General features: G+C 64.1%; 19 protein-coding genes, 3 tRNA genes and 1 pseudogene. 9 read left to right on the top strand and 14 right to left on the bottom strand.

Features of this window, described 5'->3' with window-relative positions:
- Positions 1 to 225: 225 nt before the first annotated feature.
- Complete coding sequence (gene pgi, locus E1N52_RS28005) at positions 226 to 1,845, top strand: glucose-6-phosphate isomerase (protein ID WP_133186039.1); 1,620 nt, start codon at positions 226 to 228, stop codon at positions 1,843 to 1,845.
- A 54-nt stretch (positions 1,846 to 1,899) separates the two neighbouring features.
- On the opposite strand, the gene E1N52_RS28000 is transcribed toward pgi, so the two are convergent.
- Entirely contained in the window at positions 1,900 to 2,640 is a 741-nt protein-coding gene (locus E1N52_RS28000; RefSeq protein WP_133186038.1) for an ABC transporter ATP-binding protein, read from the bottom strand.
- Between the two features lie 123 nt (positions 2,641 to 2,763).
- On the opposite strand from E1N52_RS28000, the gene E1N52_RS27995 reads away from it, so the two are divergent.
- Positions 2,764 to 3,417 (top strand): arylesterase, encoded by a 654-nt coding sequence (locus tag E1N52_RS27995; protein ID WP_425468145.1) that lies wholly within the window; start codon positions 2,764 to 2,766, stop codon positions 3,415 to 3,417.
- A gap of 204 nt (positions 3,418 to 3,621) precedes the next feature.
- Positions 3,622 to 3,969: a hypothetical protein gene (locus E1N52_RS27990; protein WP_028206982.1), complete on the top strand. Its 348-nt coding sequence runs from the start codon at positions 3,622 to 3,624 to the stop codon at positions 3,967 to 3,969.
- Positions 3,970 to 4,061: 92 nt separating this feature from the next.
- Here E1N52_RS27990 and E1N52_RS27985 read toward each other — a convergent pair whose 3' ends face one another.
- The 8 genes and pseudogenes from E1N52_RS27985 to tig all read right to left on the bottom strand — a co-directional run bounded on the left by E1N52_RS27985 (position 4,062) and on the right by tig (position 13,281).
- The gene (locus tag E1N52_RS27985; protein ID WP_133186037.1) at positions 4,062 to 6,008 is read right to left on the bottom strand and encodes a SurA N-terminal domain-containing protein; all 1,947 of its coding nucleotides are present in this window, start codon (positions 6,006 to 6,008) and stop codon (positions 4,062 to 4,064) included.
- Positions 6,009 to 6,111: 103 nt separating this feature from the next.
- Positions 6,112 to 6,188, bottom strand: a tRNA-Asp gene (locus E1N52_RS27980).
- Between the two features lie 33 nt (positions 6,189 to 6,221).
- Positions 6,222 to 6,297 (bottom strand) — tRNA-Val (locus tag E1N52_RS27975).
- Between the two features lie 71 nt (positions 6,298 to 6,368).
- A pseudogene (locus tag E1N52_RS27970) lies at positions 6,369 to 6,659 on the bottom strand (HU family DNA-binding protein); the annotation flags it as partial.
- A gap of 315 nt (positions 6,660 to 6,974) precedes the next feature.
- Positions 6,975 to 9,401, bottom strand: coding sequence for an endopeptidase La (gene lon / locus E1N52_RS27965; RefSeq protein ID WP_069268095.1), 2,427 nt, complete (start codon positions 9,399 to 9,401; stop codon positions 6,975 to 6,977).
- Positions 9,402 to 9,592: 191 nt separating this feature from the next.
- Entirely contained in the window at positions 9,593 to 10,864 is a 1,272-nt protein-coding gene (gene clpX / locus E1N52_RS27960) for an ATP-dependent Clp protease ATP-binding subunit ClpX (protein ID WP_028216418.1), read from the bottom strand.
- A gap of 256 nt (positions 10,865 to 11,120) precedes the next feature.
- Positions 11,121 to 11,774, bottom strand: a complete 654-nt coding sequence (gene clpP, locus E1N52_RS27955) for an ATP-dependent Clp endopeptidase proteolytic subunit ClpP (protein ID WP_028206978.1) — start codon at positions 11,772 to 11,774, stop codon at positions 11,121 to 11,123.
- A gap of 160 nt (positions 11,775 to 11,934) precedes the next feature.
- Positions 11,935 to 13,281, bottom strand: a complete 1,347-nt coding sequence (gene tig / locus E1N52_RS27950) for a trigger factor (protein ID WP_133186035.1) — start codon at positions 13,279 to 13,281, stop codon at positions 11,935 to 11,937.
- A gap of 406 nt (positions 13,282 to 13,687) precedes the next feature.
- Between tig and E1N52_RS27945 the strand changes: the two genes are divergently transcribed.
- Both E1N52_RS27945 and E1N52_RS27940 read left to right on the top strand, forming a co-directional pair.
- The gene (locus E1N52_RS27945) at positions 13,688 to 14,845 is read left to right on the top strand and encodes a glycerate kinase (protein WP_133186034.1); all 1,158 of its coding nucleotides are present in this window, start codon (positions 13,688 to 13,690) and stop codon (positions 14,843 to 14,845) included.
- A gap of 257 nt (positions 14,846 to 15,102) precedes the next feature.
- On the top strand, positions 15,103 to 15,549 hold the full coding sequence (locus tag E1N52_RS27940; protein WP_133186033.1) for a MarR family winged helix-turn-helix transcriptional regulator: 447 nt from the start codon (positions 15,103 to 15,105) through the stop codon (positions 15,547 to 15,549).
- Positions 15,550 to 15,690: 141 nt separating this feature from the next.
- On the opposite strand, the gene E1N52_RS27935 is transcribed toward E1N52_RS27940, so the two are convergent.
- Positions 15,691 to 15,777: transfer RNA gene (locus tag E1N52_RS27935), tRNA-Leu, on the bottom strand.
- Between the two features lie 436 nt (positions 15,778 to 16,213).
- Between E1N52_RS27935 and E1N52_RS27930 the strand changes: the two genes are divergently transcribed.
- Positions 16,214 to 17,056, top strand: a complete 843-nt coding sequence (locus E1N52_RS27930; protein ID WP_133186133.1) for a squalene/phytoene synthase family protein — start codon at positions 16,214 to 16,216, stop codon at positions 17,054 to 17,056.
- Between the two features lie 14 nt (positions 17,057 to 17,070).
- On the opposite strand, the gene E1N52_RS27925 is transcribed toward E1N52_RS27930, so the two are convergent.
- The 3 genes from E1N52_RS27925 to E1N52_RS27915 form a co-directional block, all read right to left on the bottom strand.
- Positions 17,071 to 18,303: a DUF1501 domain-containing protein gene (locus E1N52_RS27925; RefSeq protein WP_133186032.1), complete on the bottom strand. Its 1,233-nt coding sequence runs from the start codon at positions 18,301 to 18,303 to the stop codon at positions 17,071 to 17,073.
- A gap of 68 nt (positions 18,304 to 18,371) precedes the next feature.
- Positions 18,372 to 19,871: a DUF1800 domain-containing protein gene (locus E1N52_RS27920; protein ID WP_133186031.1), complete on the bottom strand. Its 1,500-nt coding sequence runs from the start codon at positions 19,869 to 19,871 to the stop codon at positions 18,372 to 18,374.
- A gap of 275 nt (positions 19,872 to 20,146) precedes the next feature.
- Positions 20,147 to 20,461: a hypothetical protein gene (locus tag E1N52_RS27915; RefSeq protein WP_133186030.1), complete on the bottom strand. Its 315-nt coding sequence runs from the start codon at positions 20,459 to 20,461 to the stop codon at positions 20,147 to 20,149.
- A 251-nt stretch (positions 20,462 to 20,712) separates the two neighbouring features.
- Between E1N52_RS27915 and ompR the strand changes: the two genes are divergently transcribed.
- From ompR to E1N52_RS27900, 3 genes are all read left to right on the top strand, one after another.
- Complete coding sequence (gene ompR / locus E1N52_RS27910; RefSeq protein ID WP_027814652.1) at positions 20,713 to 21,447, top strand: osmolarity response regulator transcription factor OmpR; 735 nt, start codon at positions 20,713 to 20,715, stop codon at positions 21,445 to 21,447.
- Positions 21,448 to 21,500: 53 nt separating this feature from the next.
- On the top strand, positions 21,501 to 22,850 hold the full coding sequence (locus tag E1N52_RS27905) for an ATP-binding protein (protein WP_133186029.1): 1,350 nt from the start codon (positions 21,501 to 21,503) through the stop codon (positions 22,848 to 22,850).
- Between the two features lie 155 nt (positions 22,851 to 23,005).
- Positions 23,006 to 23,554, top strand: a complete 549-nt coding sequence (locus E1N52_RS27900) for a peroxiredoxin (protein ID WP_133186028.1) — start codon at positions 23,006 to 23,008, stop codon at positions 23,552 to 23,554.
- Positions 23,555 to 23,572: 18 nt separating this feature from the next.
- Here E1N52_RS27900 and E1N52_RS27895 read toward each other — a convergent pair whose 3' ends face one another.
- Positions 23,573 to 24,718, bottom strand: coding sequence for an acyltransferase family protein (locus E1N52_RS27895; protein WP_133186027.1), 1,146 nt, complete (start codon positions 24,716 to 24,718; stop codon positions 23,573 to 23,575).
- Positions 24,719 to 24,757: the final 39 nt, after the last annotated feature.

Here is a 24,757-nt window from a genome sequence, read left to right as displayed (position 1 = left end):
GCATGCAGCTTGCTTCACAACGATGTTTGCTCACCTCTCGCGCGCATTCCCGCCGCAAGCGCCACAACGCTGCGCAGTGTCGCGCGAGGCCGCTATACTGATCCTCCGCACGCCGTCTTCCACCCGAGGCGGCCCGTGCTTCCCCGCGGCGCGCGAAGCGCGTGTTCGGCCAGACCGGCGAACCGCACCTGCCGCCCTCCATTCGTGATCCCTCGCTGGACGAACATGACGAATCCGCTCCCCGCCTGGTCCGCGCTACAGACGCATTACGAACAGATCCGCGACGAAAAGCTGCGCGACTGGTTCGCTCCCGCCAACGACCCTGCGCCGACGCGCGCCGAACGCTTCACGTTCGCAGGTGCCGGTCTCGGCGCCGACTTCTCGAAGAACCGCATCACCGACGCCACGCTCAAGCTGCTCGTGCAGCTTGCTCGCGAAGCCGGCGTGGAAGCGCGCCGCGATGCGATGTTCAAGGGCGAAGTCGTCAACCCGACTGAAGGCCGCGCGGCGCTGCACACCGCCTTGCGCGCGACCGAAGCCGACGCCCCGTTCCACGCCCAGATCGCAGCCGAGCGCGCGAAGATGGCTAAGTTCGCCGACGCCGTGCGCAGCGGCGCATGGACCGGCTACACGGGCAAGCGCATCCGCCATGTCGTGAATATCGGCATCGGCGGCTCGGACCTCGGGCCGAAGATGGTCGTGCACGCGCTACAGCATCTCGAACTGCCCGAGATCACCTCGCACTTCGTCTCGAACGTCGACGGCGCGGACCTGTGGCGCACGATCGAAAACATCGATCCGGAAGAGACGCTGGCGATCATCGTTTCGAAGACCTTCACGACGCTCGAAACCATGACCAACGCGCTGTCGATGCGCGACTGGTTCGTCAAGCACGGCTGCCCGCAAGGCGAACTCGCGAAGCACTTCGTGGGCGTCTCGGCCAATCCGGCCGAAGTCGTGAAGTTCGGTATCGCCAAAGAAAACGTGTTCGAGATGTGGGACTGGGTGGGCGGCCGCTATTCGTTGTGGTCGGCGGTGGGCCTCTCGATCATGATCGCCATCGGACCGCAGCAGTTCGACGAACTGCTCGCCGGCGCGCACGACATGGACAAGCACTTCCGCGAAGCACCGCTGGAAAAGAACCTGCCCGTGCTGCTCGGCATGATCGGCATCTGGTATCGCAACTTTTTCGGCTCGCAGAGCTATCTCGTTGCGCCCTACTCCGAAGCGCTGCACTTCCTGCCTTCGTATCTCCAGCAACTCGAAATGGAGAGCAACGGCAAGTCCGCGCGCCTCGACGGCAAGTTCGTCGATTACGCGACCTCGGCAATCACCTGGGGCGAGCCCGGCACGAACGGCCAGCACGCGTTCTTCCAGATGCTGCACCAGGGCACGACGATCGTGCCGATCGACTTCATCGCCGTGCTCACGCCCGAGCATCCGCTGGCCGACCATCACCCGAAGCTGCTCGCGAACTGCTTTGCGCAGAGCGAGGCGATGATGCTTGGCCGCACCGAGGAAGAGGCGAAGAAGATTGCCGGCCCGGACAAGCCCGAACTCGTGCCGCACATCATGTTCCCCGGCAACCGCCCGACCACGACGCTGCTCGTCGATGCGCTCACGGCCCGCTCGCTCGGCGCGCTCATCGCGCTCTATGAGCACAAGGTGCTCGTGCAGGCTTCCGTGTGGGACATCAATCCGTTCGACCAGTGGGGCGTGGAACTCGGCAAGATCCTCGGCAAGGTGGTCGAAGCCGACTTGAACGCGGCGAGCGCCGATGTGAAGCCGCACGATTCGTCCACCGCCGCGCTGATCGCGCGCGCCCGTGCGGCGCTCAAGCGTTAACTGGGGCGGAACTGGCGTGCGCATGCACTGCGCACGCCGTTCGCCGGTCAGTCGCTAGCGCCCGGCCTCGACATTGCTCGCGTTGCGCGAGGCTGCCGCGCCATGCGGCGCATTGGGCACGCGGCGGCCCGCTTCGATCGTGATGATGGCGTCGCAACGCTGCGCGAGATCGACGTCGTGGGTGACGAGCACGAGCGTCGCTCCGTTGGCGCGATTCAGTTCGAACATCAAGTCGATGACGGCGTGGCCGGTGGCAGCGTCGAGGCTGCCGGTGGGCTCGTCGGCGAACAGCACGGCGGGGCGCGTCACGAACGCGCGGGCGAGGGCCACGCGCTGCTGCTCGCCGCCCGAGAGCAGCTTCGGGTAGTGGCCCGTGCGCTCGGCAAGACCCACGCGCTCGAGCAGCGTGCGGGCGCGGGCGAAAGCATCACGCGTCGACATCCCGCCCTGCAGTTCGAGCGGCAGCGCGACGTTCTCCAATGCGGTCAGATGCGGCATCAACTGGAACGACTGGAACACGAAGCCCACCGAGCCATTGCGCAGCGCGGCGCGCTGGTCTTCGGCCATACCGGTAAGCTCATGGCCTAGCAGGCGCACCGAACCCGCGCTCGCGCTGTCGAGGCCGGCCAGCAGGCCGAGCAGCGTCGACTTGCCGGAGCCGGAAGCGCCGACGATCGCCACGCTCCCGCCCGCCTGCACGGTGAGGTCGATGCCGTCGAGGATCGTCAGCTCGCCGGTGGCGTCGGTGACCCGCTTGCTCAAACCCCGTACTTCGATGACTGGATCGCTATTCATTCGCACATGATGACGCACAGGTTAGCCGTGAACCAGAAGCGCGCCGCGCGGCGCGCCACCCTTTCCCGCGCTTGGTCCCGCTTCAGCGCGTTTGCCTCCATCGCCACCTTAACGGCTGCTGCCTTGCTTGGCACCTTATGTGGCACCGGCACCGCTCTCGCGGCCACGCCAGTTCCCACAGCCAACGCGGCGACGAACCCCGCCGCCACGGCAAAACCGAAGATCGTCGTGCTCGGCGACAGCCTTTCCGCCGAATACGGCCTGCCGCGCGATACGGGCTGGGTGGCCCTGCTGCGCCAGCGGCTCGCCAGCGAGCGGATCGATTATAACGTTGCGAATGCGAGCATCAGCGGAGACACGACCAGCGGTGGACTCACGCGCCTGCCGCTCGTCATGCAGCGCATGCAACCCTCGATCGTAATCATCGAACTGGGCGCGAACGACGCACTGCGCGGCGTGCCGCTCACGACAACGGACAGCAATCTGCGCGCCATCGTCGCGCAGATCCGCAAGGGCGGCGCGAAACCCGTACTCATCGGCATGTACGTGCCCCCCAACTACGGGGCCGATTACACGCGGGACTTCCACGCCATCTACGAGCGGCTTGCGAAGGAACTGAACGTGCCGCTCGTGCCCTTTTTGCTCGCCGGTCTCGCCGACAAGCCCGAACTCTTCCAGGCCGACCAGATCCATCCCACCCAGCAGGCACAGCCATTGCTCCTCGACAACGTGTGGCCAACGCTCAAGCCGCTGCTCGGCAACCGCGTGCGGCGCTGAGGCGGTAACCGGGCATACGAGCGGGCGTCCTCACCAGGCGCCCTTTCTTAGCCCCCGCCGCCGGCGCATTCAAGCGGCTCGAGCCTCCGAAGCGGCGTGACGGCGGGCAACCGCGTCTCGCCTTTGGCCACCTTTGCGTCAGACACGCGAGCCCGAGAAGCTTCGCTGTCTGAATCCGACCGACCCTGACTGGAGGGAAGAAGCGTGAAATATTTACCTCTCATTGTCGTTACGGCAGCACTTGCTGCCTGCGCCAATCAGCCAATGCCGAGCGGAGCGCAGTCCGTCGGCACGAGCCAGCAACCGCCTGCAACGGTTGCGCAATGCATCGCTCAAAAATGGGCAGACAAGTCGCAGCAGCAAGTCGTCTCGCAGTCCGTGCTCGCGAACGGCCAGGCTGTCGACGTCTACGTCCCTGGCCAGCAACCGCCTAACGGCGCAGCGGCGACGGTGCGCCCAGCGTGGAGCGCCAGCGCGAAGACGTGGGTCGGCTTCCGCTCCGGCGGCGGCGCGGGTGGAGACGCCACCAGCGACATCAGCGCCTGCCTCTGATTTCGCGCTCGCCAGAAAGCAAAAAGCCCCGCGATGTTTCGCGGGGCTTTTTTTGTGCCGGCTCTGGACACCGGCAGGCTGATGCGGGTCGCTTACTGGCCGCCGTCACCGTCGCCCGACTGGCCGGCTGCGCTGAGCGAGCCGTAGAGCTTCACCTTCGAGCGCTCGCGCAGCGCGTCGAGGTACGCCTGCACCTGCGACTGGCCGTCCACCTGGGCCAGCTGCTGCTGCGCGGCAGCCAGACGCGGGCCTTCTGCGGCCGGACCGTTGGTCACGCTGTTCACGCGATAGATCGCATAGCCGTCGTTGCCGAGGTCCACGCCCACGTAAGCGGGCAGCTTCTGCGAATCGGCCTTGAAGACGGCGGAAAGCGCGCTGGGCGGCAGGCCCTGGGCGTCGTTGCGCGACACCTTGAGCGCCGACGAGAAACCATCGGTCGACTTCGACTTCTCGAGTTCCGCGAGCTTGGCCTCGCCGTCCTTGCGCGCCATGTCGGCAGCCTGCTGCGCGACCACCTTCTGGCGCACGGCATCCTTGACGGCGGCGAACGCGGGCACGGCGGCCGGCTGATAGTTCGTCACGTGCGCCGAGATCAGCGTGCTGTTGCCGACGTCGATCGCCTGGGTGTTGTTGTGCTGGCTCACCGAGTCGCTCGCGAATACGGCATCGAGGAACTTCTGGTTGTTCAGCGGGCTGTCCGGCGGCAGCGCTGCATTCGGCTTCGGCGTGACCGTGGCCGTCTGGATCGTCAGCTTGTACTTGTCCGCGGCCGGCTGCAGGCTCTTGGCCTGCTCGTAGACCACCGACGTGAAGCCATCGGTCGCGTCGGCAAGCAGCTTCGCGGCTTGCTGTGCCTTCACGTCGTTCGTGATCTGCGCCTTCACGTCGTCGAACGGCTTCGTGACCGCCGGCTTCACGTCCGTGACCTTGACGATGTGGTAGCCGAAGTCCGACTGGATCACGTCGCTGATCTCGTCCTTCTTGAGCTTGAAGACCGCGGCGTCGAATGCCTGACCACCCGCAATCATGCCGGGGCCGAAGTAGCCGAGATCGCCGCCCTTCGAGGCCGAACCCGGATCCTGCGACTCCTTCTGCGCAATCTGCGCGAACTGGTCCGGATGCGCCTTCACTTCGGCGAGGATCGATTCGGCCTTTTGCTTCGCGGCGTTGCGCACATCGGCGCTCGCGTCCTTCGGCACCGTGATCAGGATGTGGCTCGCGCGCACTTCTTCCTGCGTGCGGTAGTGCGCGATGTTGTCGTCGTAGTACTTCTTGAGATCGGCATCGCTCGGCTGCACGCCGGCGGCAACCGTTGCCGCCGAGAGCACGAGATACTGGATCTGCGCCGTGGCCGGCGTGGCGAATGCGTTCTTGTTCGCGTCGTAGTACGCCTGCAGCTGCGCGTCGGTCGGCTGGACCTTGGGCGCATAGTCGCTCGCGTGGAACGCAAGGCCCTGCACGTCGCGCTGCTGCTCCGAGAGGCCTGTCAACTGCTGCGCAAGCGCCTTCGGCGTGAACGCGCTGCTGATGATCGACGCCGGCAGTTGCTGCATGGAGAGGCTATAGCGCACGCGCTCGTCGTACTGCTCGGGCGTCATGCCCTGCATGGCGAGCAGCTGCTTGTACTGGTCGAGATTGATCGAACCGTCAGGATTCTTGAGCGACGAGATCACCGGGTCGGAGAGCAGCGCGCGGCGCACGGCGTCGTCCGAGGCGGTGAGGTGCAGTCGCTGGGTTTCGTCCACGAGCACGCGCTGCTGGATCAGACCGTCGAGTATGTCCTTGCGGTGCTGGGGCGTGTCGAACATGCTCGCGTCGAATTGCGCGCCGAGAACCTGGCGGGCCTGGTCGAGCTGCTGGCGCGCGGCGTTGTCGTATTCGACACGCGTGATCTTGTGTCCGTTGACGCTCGCGACGTTTGCGCTTTCATCGAAGAAGCCGCGGAAACCTTGAATACCGACGAAGCCCAGCCCTGGCAGGATGACCAGGAGCAGCATGAACATCATCAGGCGTTTGTGATTGCGGAAAAAGTCGAGCATTCGTGACCAGACGTTGAGGGCGCCAAAAAATGGAACGCCCGATATTACAACAGCGGCCAACAAAAAAGGCGAACCGTAGTTCGCCTTCTTGTCGAGATATCCTTGGCGGAGCGGACGGGACTCGAACCCGCGACCCCCGGCGTGACAGGCCGGTATTCTAACCAACTGAACTACCGCTCCGTGCGGGTGCGCTACGTACTGGAACCGAAGCTGTGGTGGGTGCTGAGAGGCTCGAACTCCCGACCTACGCCTTGTAAGGGCGCCGCTCTACCAACTGAGCTAAGCACCCAGCTTCATGCTTTCCTGCGCTGCTTCCAGTACTGCGACTTCTGCTGCGCCACCCATCAGGTAGCGAGCCCGCTAGTTTAGCGCATCCTTCAGCGCTTTACCAGGCCTAAATTTGGGCACCTTCGCCGCCTTGATCTTGATCGCGTCGCCAGTACGCGGATTGCGGCCCGTGCGCGCCGTACGCTTGCCGACGGCGAACGTACCAAAACCGACGAGCGTGACCGAGCCGCCCTTCTTGAGCGTCCCTTTGACGCCGCCGATCACAGCGTCGAGTGCGCGTCCCGCAGCCGCTTTCGAAAGGTCGGCTTGCTGTGCGATATGGTCAATCAGTTCCGTTTTATTCATTCCAGCCCCCGAGAATGTGTTTGGGTAAACGTAAGAAAGAAGTTCAACTTATTGGATAGACGGCCCCCGCATGGCGCGGGGCCCGCTCATTTAACGGGGCCGATAGTGCCGTGTCAAGCGGGGTTGAGCCTGATTCGGCGCGGGATTCGAGGGATGATTCGAGGGAGTATTCGAATAAGTGGGAAATGGCAGAAAAGGCCGCTCGTTGTCATCGCAACGTCAAAATCGTGACACAAATAAAAAGCCCGCGGACCATGCCGCGGGCTTTTTGGGTTCCAACGCGCCGCGAATGAGCGCGGCTTGTTGAAGGCGTACTGAAGGTGTACCGAAGGCTTAGTGCTTGACGACTTCCGTCGCGCCGGCATCCTTCGATTCGGCCACGGGCGCCTTGGCGTCCTCGGCCTTCACTTCCTCTTCCGGCAGCGGCTGCGGCACACGTTCGAGCGCGAGTTCGAGCACCTTGTCGATCCAGCGGACCGGTACGATCTCGATCGAGTTCTTCACGTTGTCCGGAATCTCGGTCAGATCCTTGACGTTCTCTTCCGGAATCAGCACGAGCTTGATGCCGCCGCGATGCGCCGCGAGCAGTTTCTCCTTCAGCCCGCCGATCGGCAGCACTTCGCCGCGCAGCGTGATCTCGCCCGTCATCGCAACGTCAGCACGCACCGGAATGCCCGTGAGCACCGACACGAGCGCCGTCGTCATCGCACCGCCTGCGGACGGACCATCCTTCGGCGTCGCGCCTTCCGGCACGTGGATGTGGATGTCCTGCTTCTCGAACGCTTCGTCCTTGATACCGAGACGACGCGAACGCGAACGCACCACCGAGCGTGCCGCTTCGACCGATTCCTTCATGACGTCGCCGAGCGAACCCGTGCGGATCACGTTGCCCTTGCCGGGCATGACCGCCGCTTCGATCGTCAGCAGATCGCCGCCGACTTCCGTCCACGCGAGGCCCGTGACCTGACCGATCTGGTTTTCCTTCGCGGCCAGACCGAAGTCGTACTTGCGCACGCCGAGGAAGGTGTCGAGGTTGGCGCTGTCCACCGTGACGGCCTTGTCGGCCTTCTTCAGCAGCAGCATCTTCACGACCTTGCGGCAGATCTTCGACACTTCGCGCTCGAGCGAACGCACGCCCGCTTCACGCGTGTAGTAGCGAATGATGTCGCGGATCGCGCCTTCGGTCACTTCGATCTCGCCCGGCTTAAGCCCATTGTTCTTCTTCTGCTTCGGCAGGAGATAACGCTGGGCGATGCTGACCTTCTCGTCTTCCGTGTAACCCGACAGGCGGATGACTTCCATCCGGTCGAGCAGCGGCGGCGGGATGTTCAGCGAGTTCGACGTGGCGACGAACATCACATCGGAGAGGTCGAAATCGACTTCGATGTAGTGGTCGGCGAACGTGTGGTTCTGTTCCGGATCGAGCACTTCGAGCAGGGCCGACGACGGATCGCCGCGGAAATCCATGCCCATCTTGTCGACTTCGTCGAGCAGGAAGAGCGGATTGCGCACGCCGACCTTGGTCAGGCTCTGCAGGATCTTGCCCGGCATCGAACCGATGTACGTACGACGGTGGCCGCGGATCTCGGCTTCGTCACGCACGCCGCCCAGCGCCATACGCACGAACTTGCGGTTCGTTGCGCGCGCAATCGACTGCCCGAGCGAGGTCTTGCCGACACCCGGAGGCCCGACGAGGCACAGGATCGGCGCCTTGACCTTGTCCACGCGCTGTTGCACTGCGAGATACTCGAGAATGCGTTCCTTCACCTTCTCGAGACCGAAGTGGTCTTCGTCGAGCACGGCTTCGGCGTTCGAGAGGTCGTTGTTGACCTTGCTCTTCTTGCGCCACGGCAGGCCGATCAGCGTGTCGATGTAGTTGCGCACGACCGTGGCTTCCGCCGACATCGGCGACATCAGCTTGAGCTTCTTGAGCTCGGCGTCGGCTTTCTTCTTGGCTTCCTTCGGCATGCGCGCAGCCGTGATGCGCTTCTCGAGTTCTTCGAGATCCGCACCCTCTTCGCCTTCGCCCAGTTCCTTCTGGATAGCCTTGACCTGTTCGTTCAGGTAGTACTCGCGCTGGCTCTTTTCCATCTGGCGCTTCACGCGGCCGCGAATGCGCTTCTCCACCTGGAGAATGTCGATTTCGGCTTCGAGTTGCGCGAGCAGATGCTCCAGACGCTCCACGACCGGGAACATCTCGAGGATGTGCTGCTTCTGGTCGAGCTTGAGCGGCAGGTGCGCGGCGATGGTGTCAGCAAGACGACCGGCCTCGTCGATGCCCGACAGCGACGTCAGGATCTCCGGCGGGATCTTCTTGTTGAGCTTCACGTACTGGTCGAACTGCGAGACGATCGCGCGGCGCAGCGCTTCGGTTTCTGCGCTGTCGGCGTGGTCCGGTTCGAGCGGCATCACTTCGCACGAGAACTGCGTTTCCTGTTCTTCGATGGAAAGCGTCTTCGCACGCTGCAGGCCTTCCACGAGCACCTTCACGGTGCCGTCGGGCAGCTTGAGCATTTGCAGGATGTTCGCGACACACCCTACTTCATACATGTCTTTTTCGGTCGGCTCGTCCTTCGCGGCGGTTTTCTGCGCGACGAGCATGATGTGCTTGCCGCCTTCCATTGCCGCTTCGAGGGCCTTGATCGATTTCGGCCGGCCCACGAAAAGGGGAATCACCATATGCGGGAAGACTACGACGTCTCGCAGCGGCAGCAGCGGGAGCGTGGTGCGTTCCGGCGGGAGGAGTTGGGTTCCTGACATTTCATTTCCCCATGAGTGGAATCAATTGTTCGGTAATTGAGGCCTGAGATACCGATTGCAAGCCTCGCGCGTGTGGGAAAAGTTCAGTGACTCCAAAATAGTGCGCCATCGACCACAAGATTAAACGAAAAAGCCGTTCATCCCATTGTATGAACGGCCCTTTTCCGGAACTCTTTAGCCGATCACCACCATCAGTTCGACCCTGCAACCTTCGGAGCGTCTTCGTAGATCAACAGCGGCTTGCCGTCGCCGTCGATCACGTTGTCGTCGATGATGACCTTGCTCACGCCCTTCATGGCCGGCAACTCGTACATCACGTCGAGCAATGCCTGTTCCAGGATCGAGCGCAAACCACGAGCCCCGGTCTTGCGGCGGATCGCCTTGCGGGCGACGGCCTGCAGCGCGGCCGGGCGAATTTCCAGCTCCACGCGCTCCATGTTGAAGAGCTTGTGATACTGCTTGACGAGCGCATTCTTCGGCTCGACCAGAATCTTCATCAGCGCGGCTTCGTCGAGCTTGCCGAGCGTAGCGACCACGGGCAGACGACCAATCAGTTCAGGGATCAGGCCGAACTTGATCAGGTCTTCCGGTTCCGTTTCGCGCAGCACTTCGCCAGTGTCGCGCTCCTGCTTGCTCTTCACGCTCGCGCCGAAGCCAATGCCGGTCTTTTCCGTACGGTCGGTGATGACCTTCTCCAGACCGTCGAACGCCCCGCCGCAAATGAACAGAATATTGGTCGTGTCGACCTGGATGAAATCCTGGTTCGGATGCTTGCGGCCACCCTGCGGCGGCACCGAAGCCATCGTGCCCTCGACGAGCTTGAGCAGCGCCTGCTGCACGCCCTCGCCGGAAACATCGCGCGTAATCGACGGGTTGTCCGACTTGCGGCTGATCTTGTCGATTTCGTCGATATAGACGATGCCGCGCTGGGCCTTGTCGACCTCGTAATTGCAGTTCTGCAGCAGCTTCTGAATGATGTTCTCGACGTCTTCGCCCACGTAACCGGCTTCGGTCAGCGTGGTGGCGTCGGCGATCACGAACGGCACGTTCAGAAGGCGCGCGAGCGTCTGCGCGAGCAGCGTCTTGCCCGAGCCCGTGGGCCCGATCAGGAGAATGTTGCTCTTGGAGAGTTCGACGTCGTCCTTCTTGTCGAGGTGCTTCAGACGCTTGTAGTGGTTGTACACCGCCACCGCGAGAATCTTCTTCGCGCGTTCCTGCCCGATCACGTACTGGTCGAGGATGTCGCGGATCTCCTGCGGGCTCGGCAGGTCCGAGCGCGACAGCGCCGCGTCGACGCCCGCACCGGCAGCCTCGTCGCGAATGATCTCGTTGCACAAGTCGATGCATTCATCGCAGATGAATACCGACGGACCAGCGATGAGCTTTTTCACCTCATGCTGGCTCTTGCCGCAGAACGAGCAATACAACAGCTTCTCGCTGTTAGAACCTTTCTTGTCCGCCATGGATAAATGAGCCTCCGGACACTCTGTTACATGATACGCCGTTTCCCCCGGCGAGGCCGGAGGGTGCGTGAACCGCTTGCTGTGACGGCGTTGGGGGCCGCAGGCCGCGAAGCGCGTTTGCCGATTATTTCACAAGGTCTGCGCGGCGTCGGCTATCCCCTTTTGTACGGGGGCCGAGCTGTTCCTTTACATTGCCTTTTTCGCTGTTTGCGCGCCGCCCTTCGCAGGGTCGGACGCGCAAAACCGCTTGCGCAGCTTAAGGACGCTTGTGCAGGACCTGGTCGACGAGGCCGTATGCCTGGGCGTCGTCACCCGACATGAAATTGTCGCGATCCGTATCGCGCGCAATGCGCTCGACCGGCTGACCCGTATGGTGCGCGAGCAACTGGTTCAGGCGCTCCTTCAGGTACAGGATTTCGCGGGCCTGGATTTCGATGTCCGACGCCTGGCCGCGCGCGCCGCCGAGCGGCTGGTGAATCATCACGCGCGAATTCGGCAGCGCGAAACGCTTGCCCTTGGCGCCCGACGCCAGCAGGAACGCGCCCATGCTGGCCGCGAGGCCCATGCAAAGGGTCGAAACGTCCGGCTTGATGAACTGCATCGTGTCGTAAATCGCCATGCCGGCCGACACCGAACCGCCCGGGCTGTTGATGTACAGGCTGATGTCCTTGTCCGGGTTTTCGCTTTCGAGGAACAACAGCTGGGCGACCACGAGGTTCGCCGTCTGGTCGTTCACTTCGCCGACCAGGAACACCACGCGCTCCTTGAGCAGGCGCGAGTAAATGTCGTAGGAACGTTCGCCACGGCCGCTCGTTTCGACGACGATCGGCACGAGGCCGAGCGCCTGCGGGTCGAAGTCCCGCGACGAGTGGGAGGTCAACGTATCCAGCGATTGAGCGCGAATGGTCATGCGGTGCATCCTTGTCTGGAAAAGTTCTTCTGATATACCCGTATGGCGACGGACCCCGGTTAAATCAACCACACGGACAGCATGGCTAAAACCTGCGGATACAAAAACGGCGTGCTGGCCGTCGGTCGCTCCGACAGCCGGCACGCCGTAGCGGGCAGATTTAAGCCTGCGCCGTCGCGCTTGCCAGTTCTTCGAAGCTAACTTGCTTGTCCGTCACCTTGGCCTTGCCGAGCACGAAGTCGACGACGTTCGATTCGACGACATAGGCTTCCATTTCGGCCAGACGCTGCTGGTTGGAATAATACCAGCGCACGACCTCCTTCGGGTCTTCGTAGCTTTTCGCGAATTCGTCGACTTCAGCACGGATCTGCTCCGGCTTCGCCTCGAGGCTGTTGGCCTTCACGAGTTCGGCGAGCACGAGGCCGAGCTTCACGCGGCGCTCGGCTTGTTCCTTGAACATTTCGGCCGGGATCGGTGCGTCCTTGGCGTTGGGCACGCCACGCTGCGCGAGGTCGGCACGTGCCATTTCGACGAGGCGTTCCTGATCCTGCTCGACGAGTGCGTTCGGCACGTCGAGTTCGGCGATCTTCAGGAGTGCATCCATCACCTGGTTCTTGACGATCGACTGCGTGCGGCGCTTCGCTTCACGCTCGAGGTTGTCCTTGATTTCGCCGCGCATCTTCACGAGGTCGCCGTCGGCGATGCCGAGCGACTTGGCGAATTCACCGTCGATTTCCGGCAGGTGCGGCCACTCGATCTGCTGCATCGTGATCGTGAACTTCGCCGTCTTGCCGGCGACGTCCTTGCCGTGATAGTCCTCGGGGAACGCGAGGTCGAATTCGCGCGACTCGCCCTTCTTCAGGCCGATTGCCGCCTTTTCGAACTCCGGCAGCATGCGGCCTTCGCCGAGCACGAACGCGAAGCCTTCAGCGGTGCCGCCCGGGAATGCGACGTCGTCGATCTTGCCGACGAAGTCGACCGTCACGCGGTCGCCTTCCTTCGCTGCGGTGTCGGCGCCGCCGTCACCGTGCTCGCCGGCTTCGCCGCGAGCGTGGAAATGCACGCGCTGCTTGCGCAGGATGTCGAGCGTGCGGTCGATTTCAGCTTCGGTGATGGTCGTCGTCGTGCGCTCGATTTCGGCCGTTGCGACGTCGCCGAGCTTCACTTCCGGGTAGACCTCGAAGGTTGCGTCGAACGCGTAGTCGCCTTCAGCGGCTTCCGACTTCGGTGCGAAGCTCGGCTGGCCTGCGACGCGCAGGTTCTCGGCGCGGCTGATGTCGAAGAATTCCTTGCCGACCTTGTCGCTCAGAACTTCGGCTTCGACCTGGCCCGAATACTGCTGCGTGACCATCTTGAGCGGCACCTTGCCCGGGCGGAAACCCGGCATGCGCACGTTCTTCGCGAGTTTACGGATGCGCGAATCGATTTCTTTCTGCACGGCGTCCTTCGGCAGGGAAATCGTCACGCGGCGTTCTAGCTTGCCGAGGTTTTCAACAACGTTAGCCATGGCTTCAATCGTCCTAAAATTGTTCGAGCGAATCAGTAATCTGTGGTCTTTGCGAGCCGCGGTCCGCCTGGATCCGATGTGGTCCAGCAACCCGCTTTGGAGCTGAATGCAGGCGCCTCGTGCGCCGCTCAACAGCGCCGAAACGGGCGGCTTGCGGTGCGGTTCCGTCAAAAGAGCCAAGTATTTTAGCAAACTATTTCCCGGTCCCAACGGAATTGCCGTTTGACTGTGCTAAGAGCCCCGTTTTGGCCTGCTTTTGAGCCGCTACGAGCCGCAAACGCGCCCCGATGCGCGCTATCGCAACGCCGGTATCCAGAGCACGTAGCGAGACTGTTAAGCTTACGCACGCGCCGGACGCCCCGCCGGCCGCAGCCGCTCCCAACACAATTCTTCCAGCAGAGACACCATGCCGAATTCGTCGACTGACGCTCCCGTTATCGTCATTGCTCCTGACTCTTTCAAAGGCTCGCTCAGCGCGGACGGGGTCGCCGCTGCGATCGCCGAGGGCATCCGCCGCGTGCGCGCCGACGCCGACATCCGCATTCGCCCCATGGCCGACGGCGGCGAAGGCACGCTCGACGCGATGCTGTCGATGGGCGGCGAGCGCCGCGTCCTGACCGTGGAAGGCGCAGCGGGCGCGAGGCGCGACGCCGCTGTGGGCCTCTTGCACGACGGCAGCGCGATCGTCGAAACCGCTGAGATCGTCGGCATCACGGACCCGTTGGGCATGGGCGTGCCGGTGGACGCGCGCAGCACGCGCGGCATGGGCGAAGCGATCCGCGCGCTGCTCGACGAAGGCGTGCGGCGCTTTTACGTGGCGCTCGGCGGCAGCAGCACCAACGACGCCGGCGCGGGCTTGCTCGCTGGCCTCGGTCTGCAGCTCTTCGACGCCGCCGGCAAGCCCCTCGAACCCACGCCGCAAGCGCTCGCGCAAGTCGCACGCGTGGACGTTTCCGGGCTCGACACGCGACTTGGTGAGGCATCGTTCGTCGGCATGTCGGACGTGGACAATCCGCTCACGGGCGAGCATGGCGCGACCGCCGTGTTCGGCCCGCAAAAAGGCGTGACGCCCGAGCAGGTCGCGCCGATCGACGCGGCACTCGGGCGTTTCGCCGATCTGCTCGAAGCGGCGCTGGGCCGTCGCGTGCGCGACGAAGCAGGTTCCGGCGCGGCCGGCGGCCTGGGTTTCGCGCTGCGCATGCTCGGCGCGAGCTTCGAGCCCGGCGCCGAAGTCGTTGCGCGCACCATCGGTCTGGACGAAGCGCTCGATCGCGCAGACTGGCTCATCACCGGCGAAGGCCGCTCCGACGTGCAAACGCTGCACGGTAAGGCGCCGTTCATCGCCTGCCGCCACGCCGCGGCCGTGGGCGTGCCGGCCACGCTGCTCTCGGGCGCCGTCGATGCAGCCGCCCTGCCGCGGCTCGCGGAGCATTTCAGCGGCTGCTTCTCGCCCGCCCCGGGCCCCATCACGCTCGAAACGGCGATTCGCGACGCCGCGCGCCTGCTCGCCAACGAAGCGGAGCAGCTCACCCGCCTCAAATACGCTGCGCGTACATCCAACTAAGGTCCAGCGAGACAGGCTGGGGCAGCCGCCCCGGCCTCGTTGCGCGAATCCGGGCGGCAGGATCGCGGCCAGACTCGTGACCCAGGCGATGACCTCGGCGCGCCACGCATTCCGCAGTAAGCGATTAATAGATTCGTGCACTGCACTGGATGTGCTGGACAAGGGTTAGGATGCGTTGACCCGCGCGCAAGATGGGGCAACAATCATGGAATCGCGACACGATCGCGCCCTTCCCAAGCGACCAGACCAGGACTCCCATGAAGGCAAGCAAAGCCGGACTCGAACAATTCCTCACCTATCGGCTGCATGTCCTGAACAAACTCTCCGAACGTGGCGCGAGCGAACGCTACCAGGCGAAGCTCGGCATCACACTTCCGGAAGCTCGGCTCATTGCAGCAGTGGGGGCGTTCGGCCCGTTTTCCGTGATGGAGCTTGCGCGTCACGCAAATCTCGACAAGAGTCAGGCAAGCCGTGCAGCCGAGGCGCTGATGCGCCGCGGCCTCATGCAGCGCGACACGAGCGAGGAGGACGGACGCCTCGTGCTCGTTTCGCTCACAACCGACGGACGCGCGCTGTATCGCAAGGTCATGCCCATCGCGCGCAAGTGGAATGTCGACCTCTTCGCGAGCCTCGACGACAAGGAACGCGACGCGCTCGCGCGCGCGCTCGACAAGGTGATCGACGCCATGCAGACCGAACTGTAAGGCAGTACGCACGAACAGAGGCAATAAGCGAAACAGATGGCGGCCGGGATCGAGCCGCTATCGCGAGTGCGTCGCGCAAACAGCGCAAGCAGCGCACAAACAAAAAGGCCATGTACCGGAAGGTACATGGCCTTTTTACTGTGGTGCGTGAGGCCGGACTCGAACCGGCACACCCTTGCGGGCGTCAGGACCTAAACCTGGTGCGTCTACCAATTTCGCCACTCACGCGAATTCTTTGCGCTTCTCTTCTTGCGCCCGGCAGGACCGCTGCGAATCACTCGCGCGATACAACCCTGTGCGACATGCCGACTGATCGAGTCCTCGTGAGACGCCGGGCGCGGTGTTGACCACCTCGCCCGCAATCCAGCCTGCTTTCTGACTGCGCCCACCGGCAGCGATGCTTCATTATGTGCCGGCTGCGCGCTTCCAGCTAAGCGTCAGAAAGCGCAAGCGCGAGATTCTAACCGATTGACTGGCGCTTGTCTGCATCCTGAAAACAGTGCACGACGGGGCGTGGCGGCGCATCAGCCCAGTGCATCGACCCGCGCCCCGGGCCGCCCTGCCGGGCCGGCCGAAAGCCACGCCGATGCTAGAATCGCGGCTCTACCGTCGCGGCGCGCCCTGGCCGCCGCGCGAGCCGCATCGCCCCACATCTCCGAACGCCGTGAACTTCGACGACTACTGCCTGCAAAAGGCGGCTCCCCCTGGTTCGAGCACTTACTATGCGCTGCGTCAGGCCCGCGCTACGCGCCAGCCGCTCTTGACCGCCCTCTTCGCGCTGCGCCGCGAGCTCGAGGAAACCGCGAAAGAAACGAGCGATCCCACCGTCGGCCGCACCAAGCTCGCCTGGTGGCAAAAGGAACTGGCCGCACTCGCCGCGGGCAAACCCGCGCATCCGGTCACGCAGGCGCTCGCCGCGCATCTCGGCGATGCCAGCGCCGTCTATCCCGATCTGCAGGCGCTGCTCGCCGGCTTCGAGATGGACTTCGAGCAGGCGCGTTATCTCGATCTGCCGAATCTGCGCCGCTATATGCAGGGCGTGGGCGGCACGTTCGCCTCGCTCGTCGCGCAACTCAGTGCGCGCACCGACGAGGATCGCCAGGACGCCGCAAGCTGGGCCGCACCGCTTGGCAACGCGCTGATGCTCGCGCAGTTCGTGCCGGAAATCGGCAACGATGCGCGCCATGGCCGCATCTACGTGCCCATCGACGAATTGCAGCGCTACAACGTCACCGCCGCCGATCTCATCAACCGTCGCTACAGCGCAGAGTTCACGGAGCTGATGCAGTTCCAGACCTCGCGTGCGCGCGAATCGGTCCAGGCCGCGCTCGACGCGATTCCCGCTTCGGCGCGCCGCGAGCAGCGCACCCTGCGTGCGCTCGCGGCGCTCGAACTTGCGCTGCTCGACGAAGTCGAGCGCGAAGGCTACCAGGTGCTGCATCAGCAGATCGTGCTCACGCCGGTGCGCAAGCTGTGGATCGCCTGGCGCGCCGCGCGGCGCGGTTGACGTTCGTGCCCGTGCTACGCGCGCAGCAACGGCAGCGGCTCGAAGCGCTGCTGCAGCACGGCCTGCGTGTCGAGGCCCCACCAGGGGCCTAGCACGGTCGCATAGATCTGCCTGAAATCGACGCTCACCGGCAGATTGCCGTTGCCGTCGAGCCGCGCGAGTTGCGGCGCCTGGCCATAGAGCCCGCCCGCCACCCGGCCGCCCGCGACGAAGTGCGCCGAAGCCGTACCGTGATCGGTGCCGCGGCTTTGATTCTCGCGTACGCGCCGCCCGAATTCCGCATACGTCACGATGAGCGTGCGGTCCCAACGCCCAAGCTCCACGAGCGCCGAGCGCATCGCCGCCATGCCCGAAGCGAACTGGCGCAGCAAGTCGGCGTGACGCTGCGGCTGGTTCTGGTGCGTGTCGAAGCCATTCAGCGTCAGACGAATCACCGCAACGCCGCGGCCTGGTACCGGCGCGCCTTGCGGCGTGTCGCTCGAGGCGAGCGCCTGCATGGCCGTTTTGATCGAGGCGCCGAACGCGCCGGCCGGAAATGCAGTCTTCAGCGCGTAATTGCCCGGGCGCGGCCGCAGCGCATCGGCGGCATGCACGATGTCGTTCTCGACGTCGAGGATATGCGCGAGCGCAGGATTACGTTCCTTGAGCGAGACCGGTGTGACGAGGCGCGAAGCGCGCGCGAACTGCGCCGGATTCACGAGTGCGATGGCGCGCGCGCCGTTCGAGAGCGGCCCCATCTCGGCGCTGCCGAGCACGAGCGCATCGGCGGCGAAACCGGGCGGCACCGGCTCGCCTGCGAACGCGCGCGTGAGCCAGCCCTCGCGCAGATATTCGTTGGAGCGCGAAGCCGTGTCCCAGATCTCGATCGATCGAAAGTGCGAAAGGTTGGGCTGCGGGTAGCTCACGCCCTGCACGATTGCAAGCTCGTGCGCGCGCCACATCGGCATGAGCGGCGCGAGCGCCGGATGCAATGCCGTGCGCTCGTCCAGTTGTATCGCCTGTGCGCGCGGCACGCCAATCGTCTGCCGGTAGCTGTAGTAGAGCGGATCGGCAAACGGCACGACAGTGTTCAGGCCGTCGTTGCCGCCCTTCAGCTCGACGAGAATCAGCAGGTTCTCGTAGCCGCTCGCCGTGCCGGGGTGCATGGGCGCCGCGCTTTGCGCGCGCGCAGTGCGAGGCAGCCATAGCGTCGTGCCCGCCACCGCGGCGGCCGTCGCACCGGCTGCAAGAAAGTCGCGTCGCTTCATGGCTTGCCTCGCTCGTCAGTGCGGCGGCGCACATTGCCGCCAGGGATTCGGCTATTCGTATTCATGCTTCACTTCAACTGATACACCGGATCCATCAGCAGTGCCTGGAGATATGATCCCGAAGTACTGCCAACCGCAATCGCATCGACAGGCGCAAGCGGCAGGACTGCATGCTGCATTTGCAACTGCGCGGAAAGGCCGGGCGTGGCATCGGCAGTGAGACCGTAGCGCGAGAGCCAGCCATCCAGATCGAAGCGCATGCCGCCTTGCAAAGCATCACGCCGCATCGCGTTCTGCGCGTTTTGCGGCATGCTCGCCGCGATCTTCGTCGGTGCAGCCGCAGCATGCGGCCGCCCTGCTTCCGTCGCACGAAACAGCTGCTCGACGAACTGCTTGCGTGCGAGCAGCGTCGAGCTATTGATCCACGACGCCCCGCCGGGCCACCCCTTCACGTTCGGCGGATAGAACAGGTTCTCGCCTAACGCGGCCGAGCGGCGCGCGAACGGCAGCGTGTCGCCATACGCCACGTCGAAGCGCCGCATCGTGCCGACGATGAACTCGACCGGCGAACTCACGAGCACGCCCCGATTGCGTTCATCCCAGAACGCGGGCGTGACGAAGAGCGCGCGAAGCGCCGCGCCGATGTCATAACCGCTTGTGCGAAAACGATCGGCGATGTTTGCGAGCTGCGCATCGTCGGGCGTTGCGGAGATGAACTCGCGCCATAGTCTGGCCGACACATACCGGGCAGTTTGCGGCTGCGCGAGCAGGATGTCGAGCACCTCGTCGCCGTCGAACGCACCGCTGCGTCCAAGCACGGTCTTTTCGCCGTCGTCGTGCAAGTCGGCGCGCCAGGCGAACGCCTGGGTGTCGGGATCGAGACTCCAACCCGTATAGGCGCGCGCCGCTTCGGTGACGTCGCGCTGCGAGTACTGCCCTTCGCCGAGCGTGAACAGTTCCATCACTTCACGCGCGAAATTCTCGTTGGGCCTGCCCTTGCGATTGCTCGCGCCGTCGAGGTAAAGCAGCATCGCGGGGTCCTTCGCGACTGCGTGCAGCATGTTCGCGAAACTGCCCAGCGCGTCGCGCCGCAACAGCACGTTTTGCGCGGCCATCAACTGCGGCTCGCCGACTTTGTCCTGCCCCGAGGTGAAGTGGTTGTGCCAGAAGAGCGTCATGCGCTCGGTCAGCGGCGAAGGCGTGACGAGCATCTCGCGCAGCCACCACGCGCGCAATTCGTCATAGCGCGCACCACGTTGGCGCTGCGCTTGCTGGCGTTCTTCGGGGGTCCACGCGCTGCGCTGTGCCCGGCTCGGCGGCACTTCGGCGGTCCATGCAGGCAGCGGCGTGAGCGCCTCGCTGCGCGCGCCACCGACGAGCCGCGTGACAGCCTGCTCCCGCGTGAGTCCGACATAAGGCGCAACTTCGCTCTCGCGCGGCGCAAAGCCCGCGCGCACGAGAAGATGGCGGGCGTCGTCGGCGTCGAGCAACGCGTCCGCGTCGTCGTCGGGCGCCGATGCGTGGGCGGCGGACTGCGCGTTTGGCCTCGACCGTCTGGAGTCGCTCATGATGAATGGGCGCACGACGAAACCGCCGGCGCAATCAATAAAATGTACCGGCTTAACGGCTTTGGCGTAACGGATGTTGACGACGGAATTGCTACGGTATTTTTCAGCGCGTTTCGGCGGCGCGAGTGCGCGAATGCGCGATTCGATGCCGATAAAATCATGAAAGGCGCGAGAAAGGCGTGCGCGAGGCGCGAAGAGAAAATCGTGTAAACGTTATCGCGGCGCAATCGCATCGTGATCGCAACAGAGCGGCATTTACACGCACCGCTGCGGTATCAGCGTTTGTACAGTTCGCGCACGGCGTCTTCGATATGCTGACGCAAGAGGCGCCGCTCTTCGGGCGTCATATGGCCGTCGCGGCGGCGCTGATCGAGATCGGGGGGAACCGCGGGACGCTGGTTGATGTCCGAAGCGGGGCGCGGAATCGTGTCGCTGCGTACGCGCCGCATTGACGGTTTGCCGCCTGGCGAGCGAGCGGAGGACTGCGAGTTCTCGTAGCGGTCTGCGGAGGGCTGGGCCCGGGCCGGCACCGACTCCAGTGCAGCCGCCACGCCACCGGCTAGCGCCAGTGCAAGCATGGTGTGGCGCATTGTCGGCCTGACCCCTCCCATCGTTTTGTTCCCTTCTTGACGCGGCAAACGGCTACCTCGAATACATGTGCGAACCCGGCTCGGCGCGGGCATGAATTTTAAAGTCGAATGAAGTATCTACCGAACTGCCGCTTTACGTAAAGAAGTCTATCTGTCAGTGCTTGCGGTCGTGGCACAGCACGGGTAAATTTTGTAACTGACTGTAACCTGATAATTGGTGCAAACTCGCATCAGTATCCAATCGCGCTAAGATGCCAGGCATGGAAACCAAAAACCCGTCCAAAATTCTCGTTGTCGATGACGATCCCCGACTGCGGGACCTGTTGCGCCGCTACCTCGGCGAGCAGGGCTTCAACGTCTACGTGGCCGAAAACGCCCCCGCCATGAACAAGCTGTGGGTGCGCGAGCGTTTCGACCTGCTGGTGCTCGATCTCATGCTGCCAGGCGAAGACGGCCTGTCGATCTGCCGGCGTCTGCGCGGCAGCAACGACCGCACGCCCATCATCATGCTCACCGCCAAGGGCGAGGACGTGGATCGTATCGTCGGCCTCGAAATGGGCGCTGACGACTATCTGCCCAAGCCTTTCAACCCGCGCGAACTCGTCGCGCGCATTCACGCGGTGCTGCGCCGTCAGGCGCCGTCCGAACTGCCGGGCGCACCCTCGGAAACCACCGAGGTGTTCGAGTTCGGCGAATTCGCCCTGAATCTCGCCACGCGTACGCTCACCAAGGCTGGCCAGGAAATTCCGCTCACCACGGGCGAGTTCTCGGTGCTCAAGGTGTTCGCGCGTCATCCGCGCCAGCCGCTCTCGCGCGAAAAGCTCATGGAGCTTGCGCGCGGCCGTGAATACGAAGTGTTCGACCGTAGCCTCGACGTGCAAATCTCGCGCCTGCGCAAGCTCATCGAACCCGATCCGGGCAGCCCGCGTTTCATTCAAACGGTGTGGGGCCTCGGCTACGTGTTCATTCCCGACGGCGCCGCCTGATCCTGGATGGTGTCTCGTTGTCTGCACTGCCTCTGTTGAAACGGGAAGGGTCCATGCGGATTGACCGGCGTTTGCTTACGCTCGCGTTCGGCGATCTGTTCTGGCGCACCTTCCTGTTGATCGCCCTTCTCATCGCGGTCAGTCTCGCCGCGTGGTTCCAGAGCTTTCGTGTGATCGAGCGGGAGCCGCGCGCGCAGCGCGTGGCGCTCCAGCTCGTCGCGATCGTGAAGCTCACGCGCACCGCGCTCCTCTACTCCGATCCCGATCTGCGCCGCGCGCTGCTGCAGGATCTCGAGAGCAACGAGGGCGTGCGCGTGTACCCGCGCGAAACCACCGACAAATACAAGCTCCAGCCCGACGAGTCGCTCAATCGCCTGATCGAGCATGACATTCGTGGGCGTCTTGGCGACGACACCGTGATCGCGCAGTCCGTGAACGACATTCCGGGCGTGTGGATCAGCTTCAAGATCGACGATGACGACTACTGGGTCGCGCTCGACCGCGACCAGCTCGACAACGTCACAGGCTTGCAGTGGGTCGGATGGGGTGTCTCGGCGCTTGCGCTATCGCTCTTCGGGGCGGCCTTCATCACGAGTCTCGTGAACCGGCCATTCGCGCGCCTCGCCATGTCGGCGCGCATGCTGGGCTCCGGGCAGCCGCCCGCGCCGTTGCCCGAGAGCGGCATGGGCGTCGCGGCAGAAACGAATCGCTCGTTCAACCAGATGGTGCGCGACCTCGAGCAGCTAGAGGCCGACCGCGCGCTGATGCTTGCGGGCATCTCGCACGATTTGCGCACGCCGCTCGCGCGCCTGCGGCTCGAGACGGAGATGAGTCCGTCCGACCAGGCCACCAAGGACGCAATGATCGACGACATCGAGCAGATGGACATGATCATCGGCCGCTTCCTCGATTACGCGCGGCCCACCCAGCGCATGCCCGAGCGTGTCGACCTCTCGGTCATTGCCGGCGAGATGGCCGCGCGCATGGCGAGCGAGGATGGCGTGCGTCTCATCACACGGCTCGCGCCTTCGGCCATGATCGAAGCCGACGACACCGACATGCGCCGCGTCGTGGGCAACCTGATCGAGAACGCGCGCAAGTACGGCGCGAGCGAAACCGACGGCATTCCTCACATCATGCTCGAAACGCGCGTCTCGCATTCGCGCGTCGAGCTTTCGGTGGTCGACGAAGGCCCGGGCATTCCCGAGGATCAGCTTCCGCTCGTCACGCGGCCGTTTTACCGCGTCGATACGGCCCGTACGCAGGCAAACGGCACCGGGCTCGGCATGGCCATCGTGCAGCGCCTCGTGGGCCGCTATCGCGGCGCGCTGCGCCTGCGCAACCGGCTGCCGGGCCCCGGCCTCGAAGTGACGATCGAGTTCCCGCTCGCCAAGGGCGCCTGAGTCTCTCCCCTTCCGACCGAAAACCGGCGGCGGCGCACCGTCGCACCACGCGCCGCCCGCAACTGCGACAATCGTTTTCATGGGCACGCCGCGCAGCGCAGCGCGCGGCGTCAAAGCGGGCCGCCCGGCCCGTCTCTCGTCTGAGGACCTCCGCCATGAAAACCGTCGGCGACAAACTCGCAGCCTTTACCGTCACGGCCGCGAAGCCCGGCTTCAACCATCCCGAAGAAAACGGCGAATCGGCGTTCACCGAGATCACCGAGCAGACCTTCGCCAACAAGTGGAAGGTCATCTATTTCTACCCCAAGGATTTCACGCTCGTTTGCCCCACCGAGATCGTCGCGTTCGCACGGCTCATCAAGGAATTCGATGACCGCGAAACGGTCGTGATGGGCGGCAGTTGCGACAACGAATATGTGAAGCTCGCGTGGCGTCGCGAGGACAAGAGTCTCGATCGCCTCAATCACTATTCGTTCGGCGACGTGAAGGGCGAACTGATCGATCAGCTCGGCATACGCGACAAGGAAGCGGGCGTGGCGTTGCGCGCGACGTTCATCGTCGATCCCGACAACACGATCCAGCACGTCACGGTGAACAACCTGAACGTGGGGCGCAGCGCCGAAGAAGTGCTGCGCGTGCTCGATGGGCTACAGACCGGCGAGCTGTGTCCGGACGGCCGCGAAGTCGGCGGCGTGACGCTCTAGACCTCGCGCCGTCGCGCATCACGTCTGACTCGCTGCGGCGCGTGTGGGCAAGCGGTTGCGTATCGCCATTTCGAGCGGCCGTTTCCACTCGAGCACGCGCTTTTCCAGCACCTGCCACGACAGATGCGCGAGCAGCACGGACAGTGCGAACTGCAGCACGAGCGCGAGGGCCAGCTGCGCCATCTCGGGCAAATGAAACCTCGCATAGAGCCCCGGCGCCACGCCAAGACGCGCGGGCACGAGGTTGTGAAACAGATAGAAGCCGTAGCTGATCGTGCCGAGATACGCCAGCGGCCGCAGTTCCAGCGCCGCGACCAGTACGCTGTCCTGACGGCGCACGAGCCACAGGAAAAGCGCGCCGAGCGAGAGCGCGAGCCCGATATCGCAGAAGCCCGGCAGCATCGTCGCGCTCGTCACGCCTTCGGCGCACCCGGCACAATCGGCGCGTGCGAGCGCGAAGCCGGCGACCGCCGCACATGCCCCAACGAACCAACCCGCGCTCAACGCCCCCGGGCGCAATGGCGCGCGCGCGCCGCCAATCGCCAGCGCGCCGCCGAGCGCAAGCATGGCGAAATTCCACGGCGAGAATGCGTAGATGAGCGGCGCGATTGCCCCTTCCTCGTAAAGCGCGAGATGCGCGAGCCCAGCCGCCGCGACGACCACCGCGCAGAGCGTGAGATGGCGCGACGCACGCACGAACAGCAGCGCAAACGGCGCGACGAGATAGAACTGCTGCTCGACCGCGAGGCTCCAGAAATGCGAAACGGTGCCGGGCCAACCGTCGTGCACCACGCCGATCCAGTAATTGGAGAGGAATACGAAATGCCAGGCGAGCCCGAGATCGACATCGCGCTGATAGAAGCTCGCATGCGCGATGGTGAGCGCGACGAGCAGCAGGTAATACACGGGAAAAATGCGCAGCGTGCGCTTCATGAAAAAGACATACAGCAGCGCGGCCGTACGCGCGCCGTGCTGCTCGATGCGGACCCGATTGCGATGCAACTCACCGATGATCAGATAGCCGCTGATCAGAAAGAACAGCCAGACGCCGATCTTACCCGCATCGATCGCATCGACGTGGGCCTTGTGCGAGAGGAATACGAGCACCACTGCCAGCGCCCGCAGGCCGTCGAGGCCTTTCACGCGTCTTTCAACTCCCGCCATCGTCCTCCCCACTTCCGGTTACCGGTTCAGTATGGGACG

The sequence above is a fragment of the Paraburkholderia guartelaensis genome, from assembly GCF_004353905.1.
GTDB classification, from domain to species: domain Bacteria; phylum Pseudomonadota; class Gammaproteobacteria; order Burkholderiales; family Burkholderiaceae; genus Paraburkholderia; species Paraburkholderia guartelaensis.
The sequence above is the reverse complement of the archived record's forward strand: the minus strand, read 5'-3'. Positions and strand labels throughout refer to the sequence as shown.

Excerpts from the sequence above, each read along its gene's own strand:
- clpX (WP_028216418.1), bottom strand. The coding sequence starts at position 10,864 with ATGGCGGACAAGAAAGGTTCTAACAGCGAGAAGCTGTTGTATTGCTCG.
- E1N52_RS27915 (WP_133186030.1), bottom strand. The coding sequence starts at position 20,461 with ATGCGCCACACCATGCTTGCACTGGCGCTAGCCGGTGGCGTGGCGGCT.
- E1N52_RS27985 (WP_133186037.1), bottom strand. The coding sequence starts at position 6,008 with ATGCTCGACTTTTTCCGCAATCACAAACGCCTGATGATGTTCATGCTG.
- E1N52_RS27945 (WP_133186034.1), top strand. The coding sequence starts at position 13,688 with ATGCCGAATTCGTCGACTGACGCTCCCGTTATCGTCATTGCTCCTGAC.
- E1N52_RS28000 (WP_133186038.1), bottom strand. The coding sequence starts at position 2,640 with ATGAATAGCGATCCAGTCATCGAAGTACGGGGTTTGAGCAAGCGGGTC.
- pgi (WP_133186039.1), top strand. The coding sequence starts at position 226 with ATGACGAATCCGCTCCCCGCCTGGTCCGCGCTACAGACGCATTACGAA.
- E1N52_RS27905 (WP_133186029.1), top strand. The coding sequence starts at position 21,501 with ATGCGGATTGACCGGCGTTTGCTTACGCTCGCGTTCGGCGATCTGTTC.
- E1N52_RS27940 (WP_133186033.1), top strand. The coding sequence starts at position 15,103 with ATGAAGGCAAGCAAAGCCGGACTCGAACAATTCCTCACCTATCGGCTG.
- E1N52_RS27900 (WP_133186028.1), top strand. The coding sequence starts at position 23,006 with ATGAAAACCGTCGGCGACAAACTCGCAGCCTTTACCGTCACGGCCGCG.
- clpP (WP_028206978.1), bottom strand. The coding sequence starts at position 11,774 with ATGACCATTCGCGCTCAATCGCTGGATACGTTGACCTCCCACTCGTCG.
- E1N52_RS27925 (WP_133186032.1), bottom strand. The coding sequence starts at position 18,303 with ATGAAGCGACGCGACTTTCTTGCAGCCGGTGCGACGGCCGCCGCGGTG.
- tig (WP_133186035.1), bottom strand. The coding sequence starts at position 13,281 with ATGGCTAACGTTGTTGAAAACCTCGGCAAGCTAGAACGCCGCGTGACG.
- E1N52_RS27895 (WP_133186027.1), bottom strand. The coding sequence starts at position 24,718 with ATGGCGGGAGTTGAAAGACGCGTGAAAGGCCTCGACGGCCTGCGGGCG.
- lon (WP_069268095.1), bottom strand. The coding sequence starts at position 9,401 with ATGTCAGGAACCCAACTCCTCCCGCCGGAACGCACCACGCTCCCGCTG.
- ompR (WP_027814652.1), top strand. The coding sequence starts at position 20,713 with ATGCCAGGCATGGAAACCAAAAACCCGTCCAAAATTCTCGTTGTCGAT.
- E1N52_RS27920 (WP_133186031.1), bottom strand. The coding sequence starts at position 19,871 with ATGAGCGACTCCAGACGGTCGAGGCCAAACGCGCAGTCCGCCGCCCAC.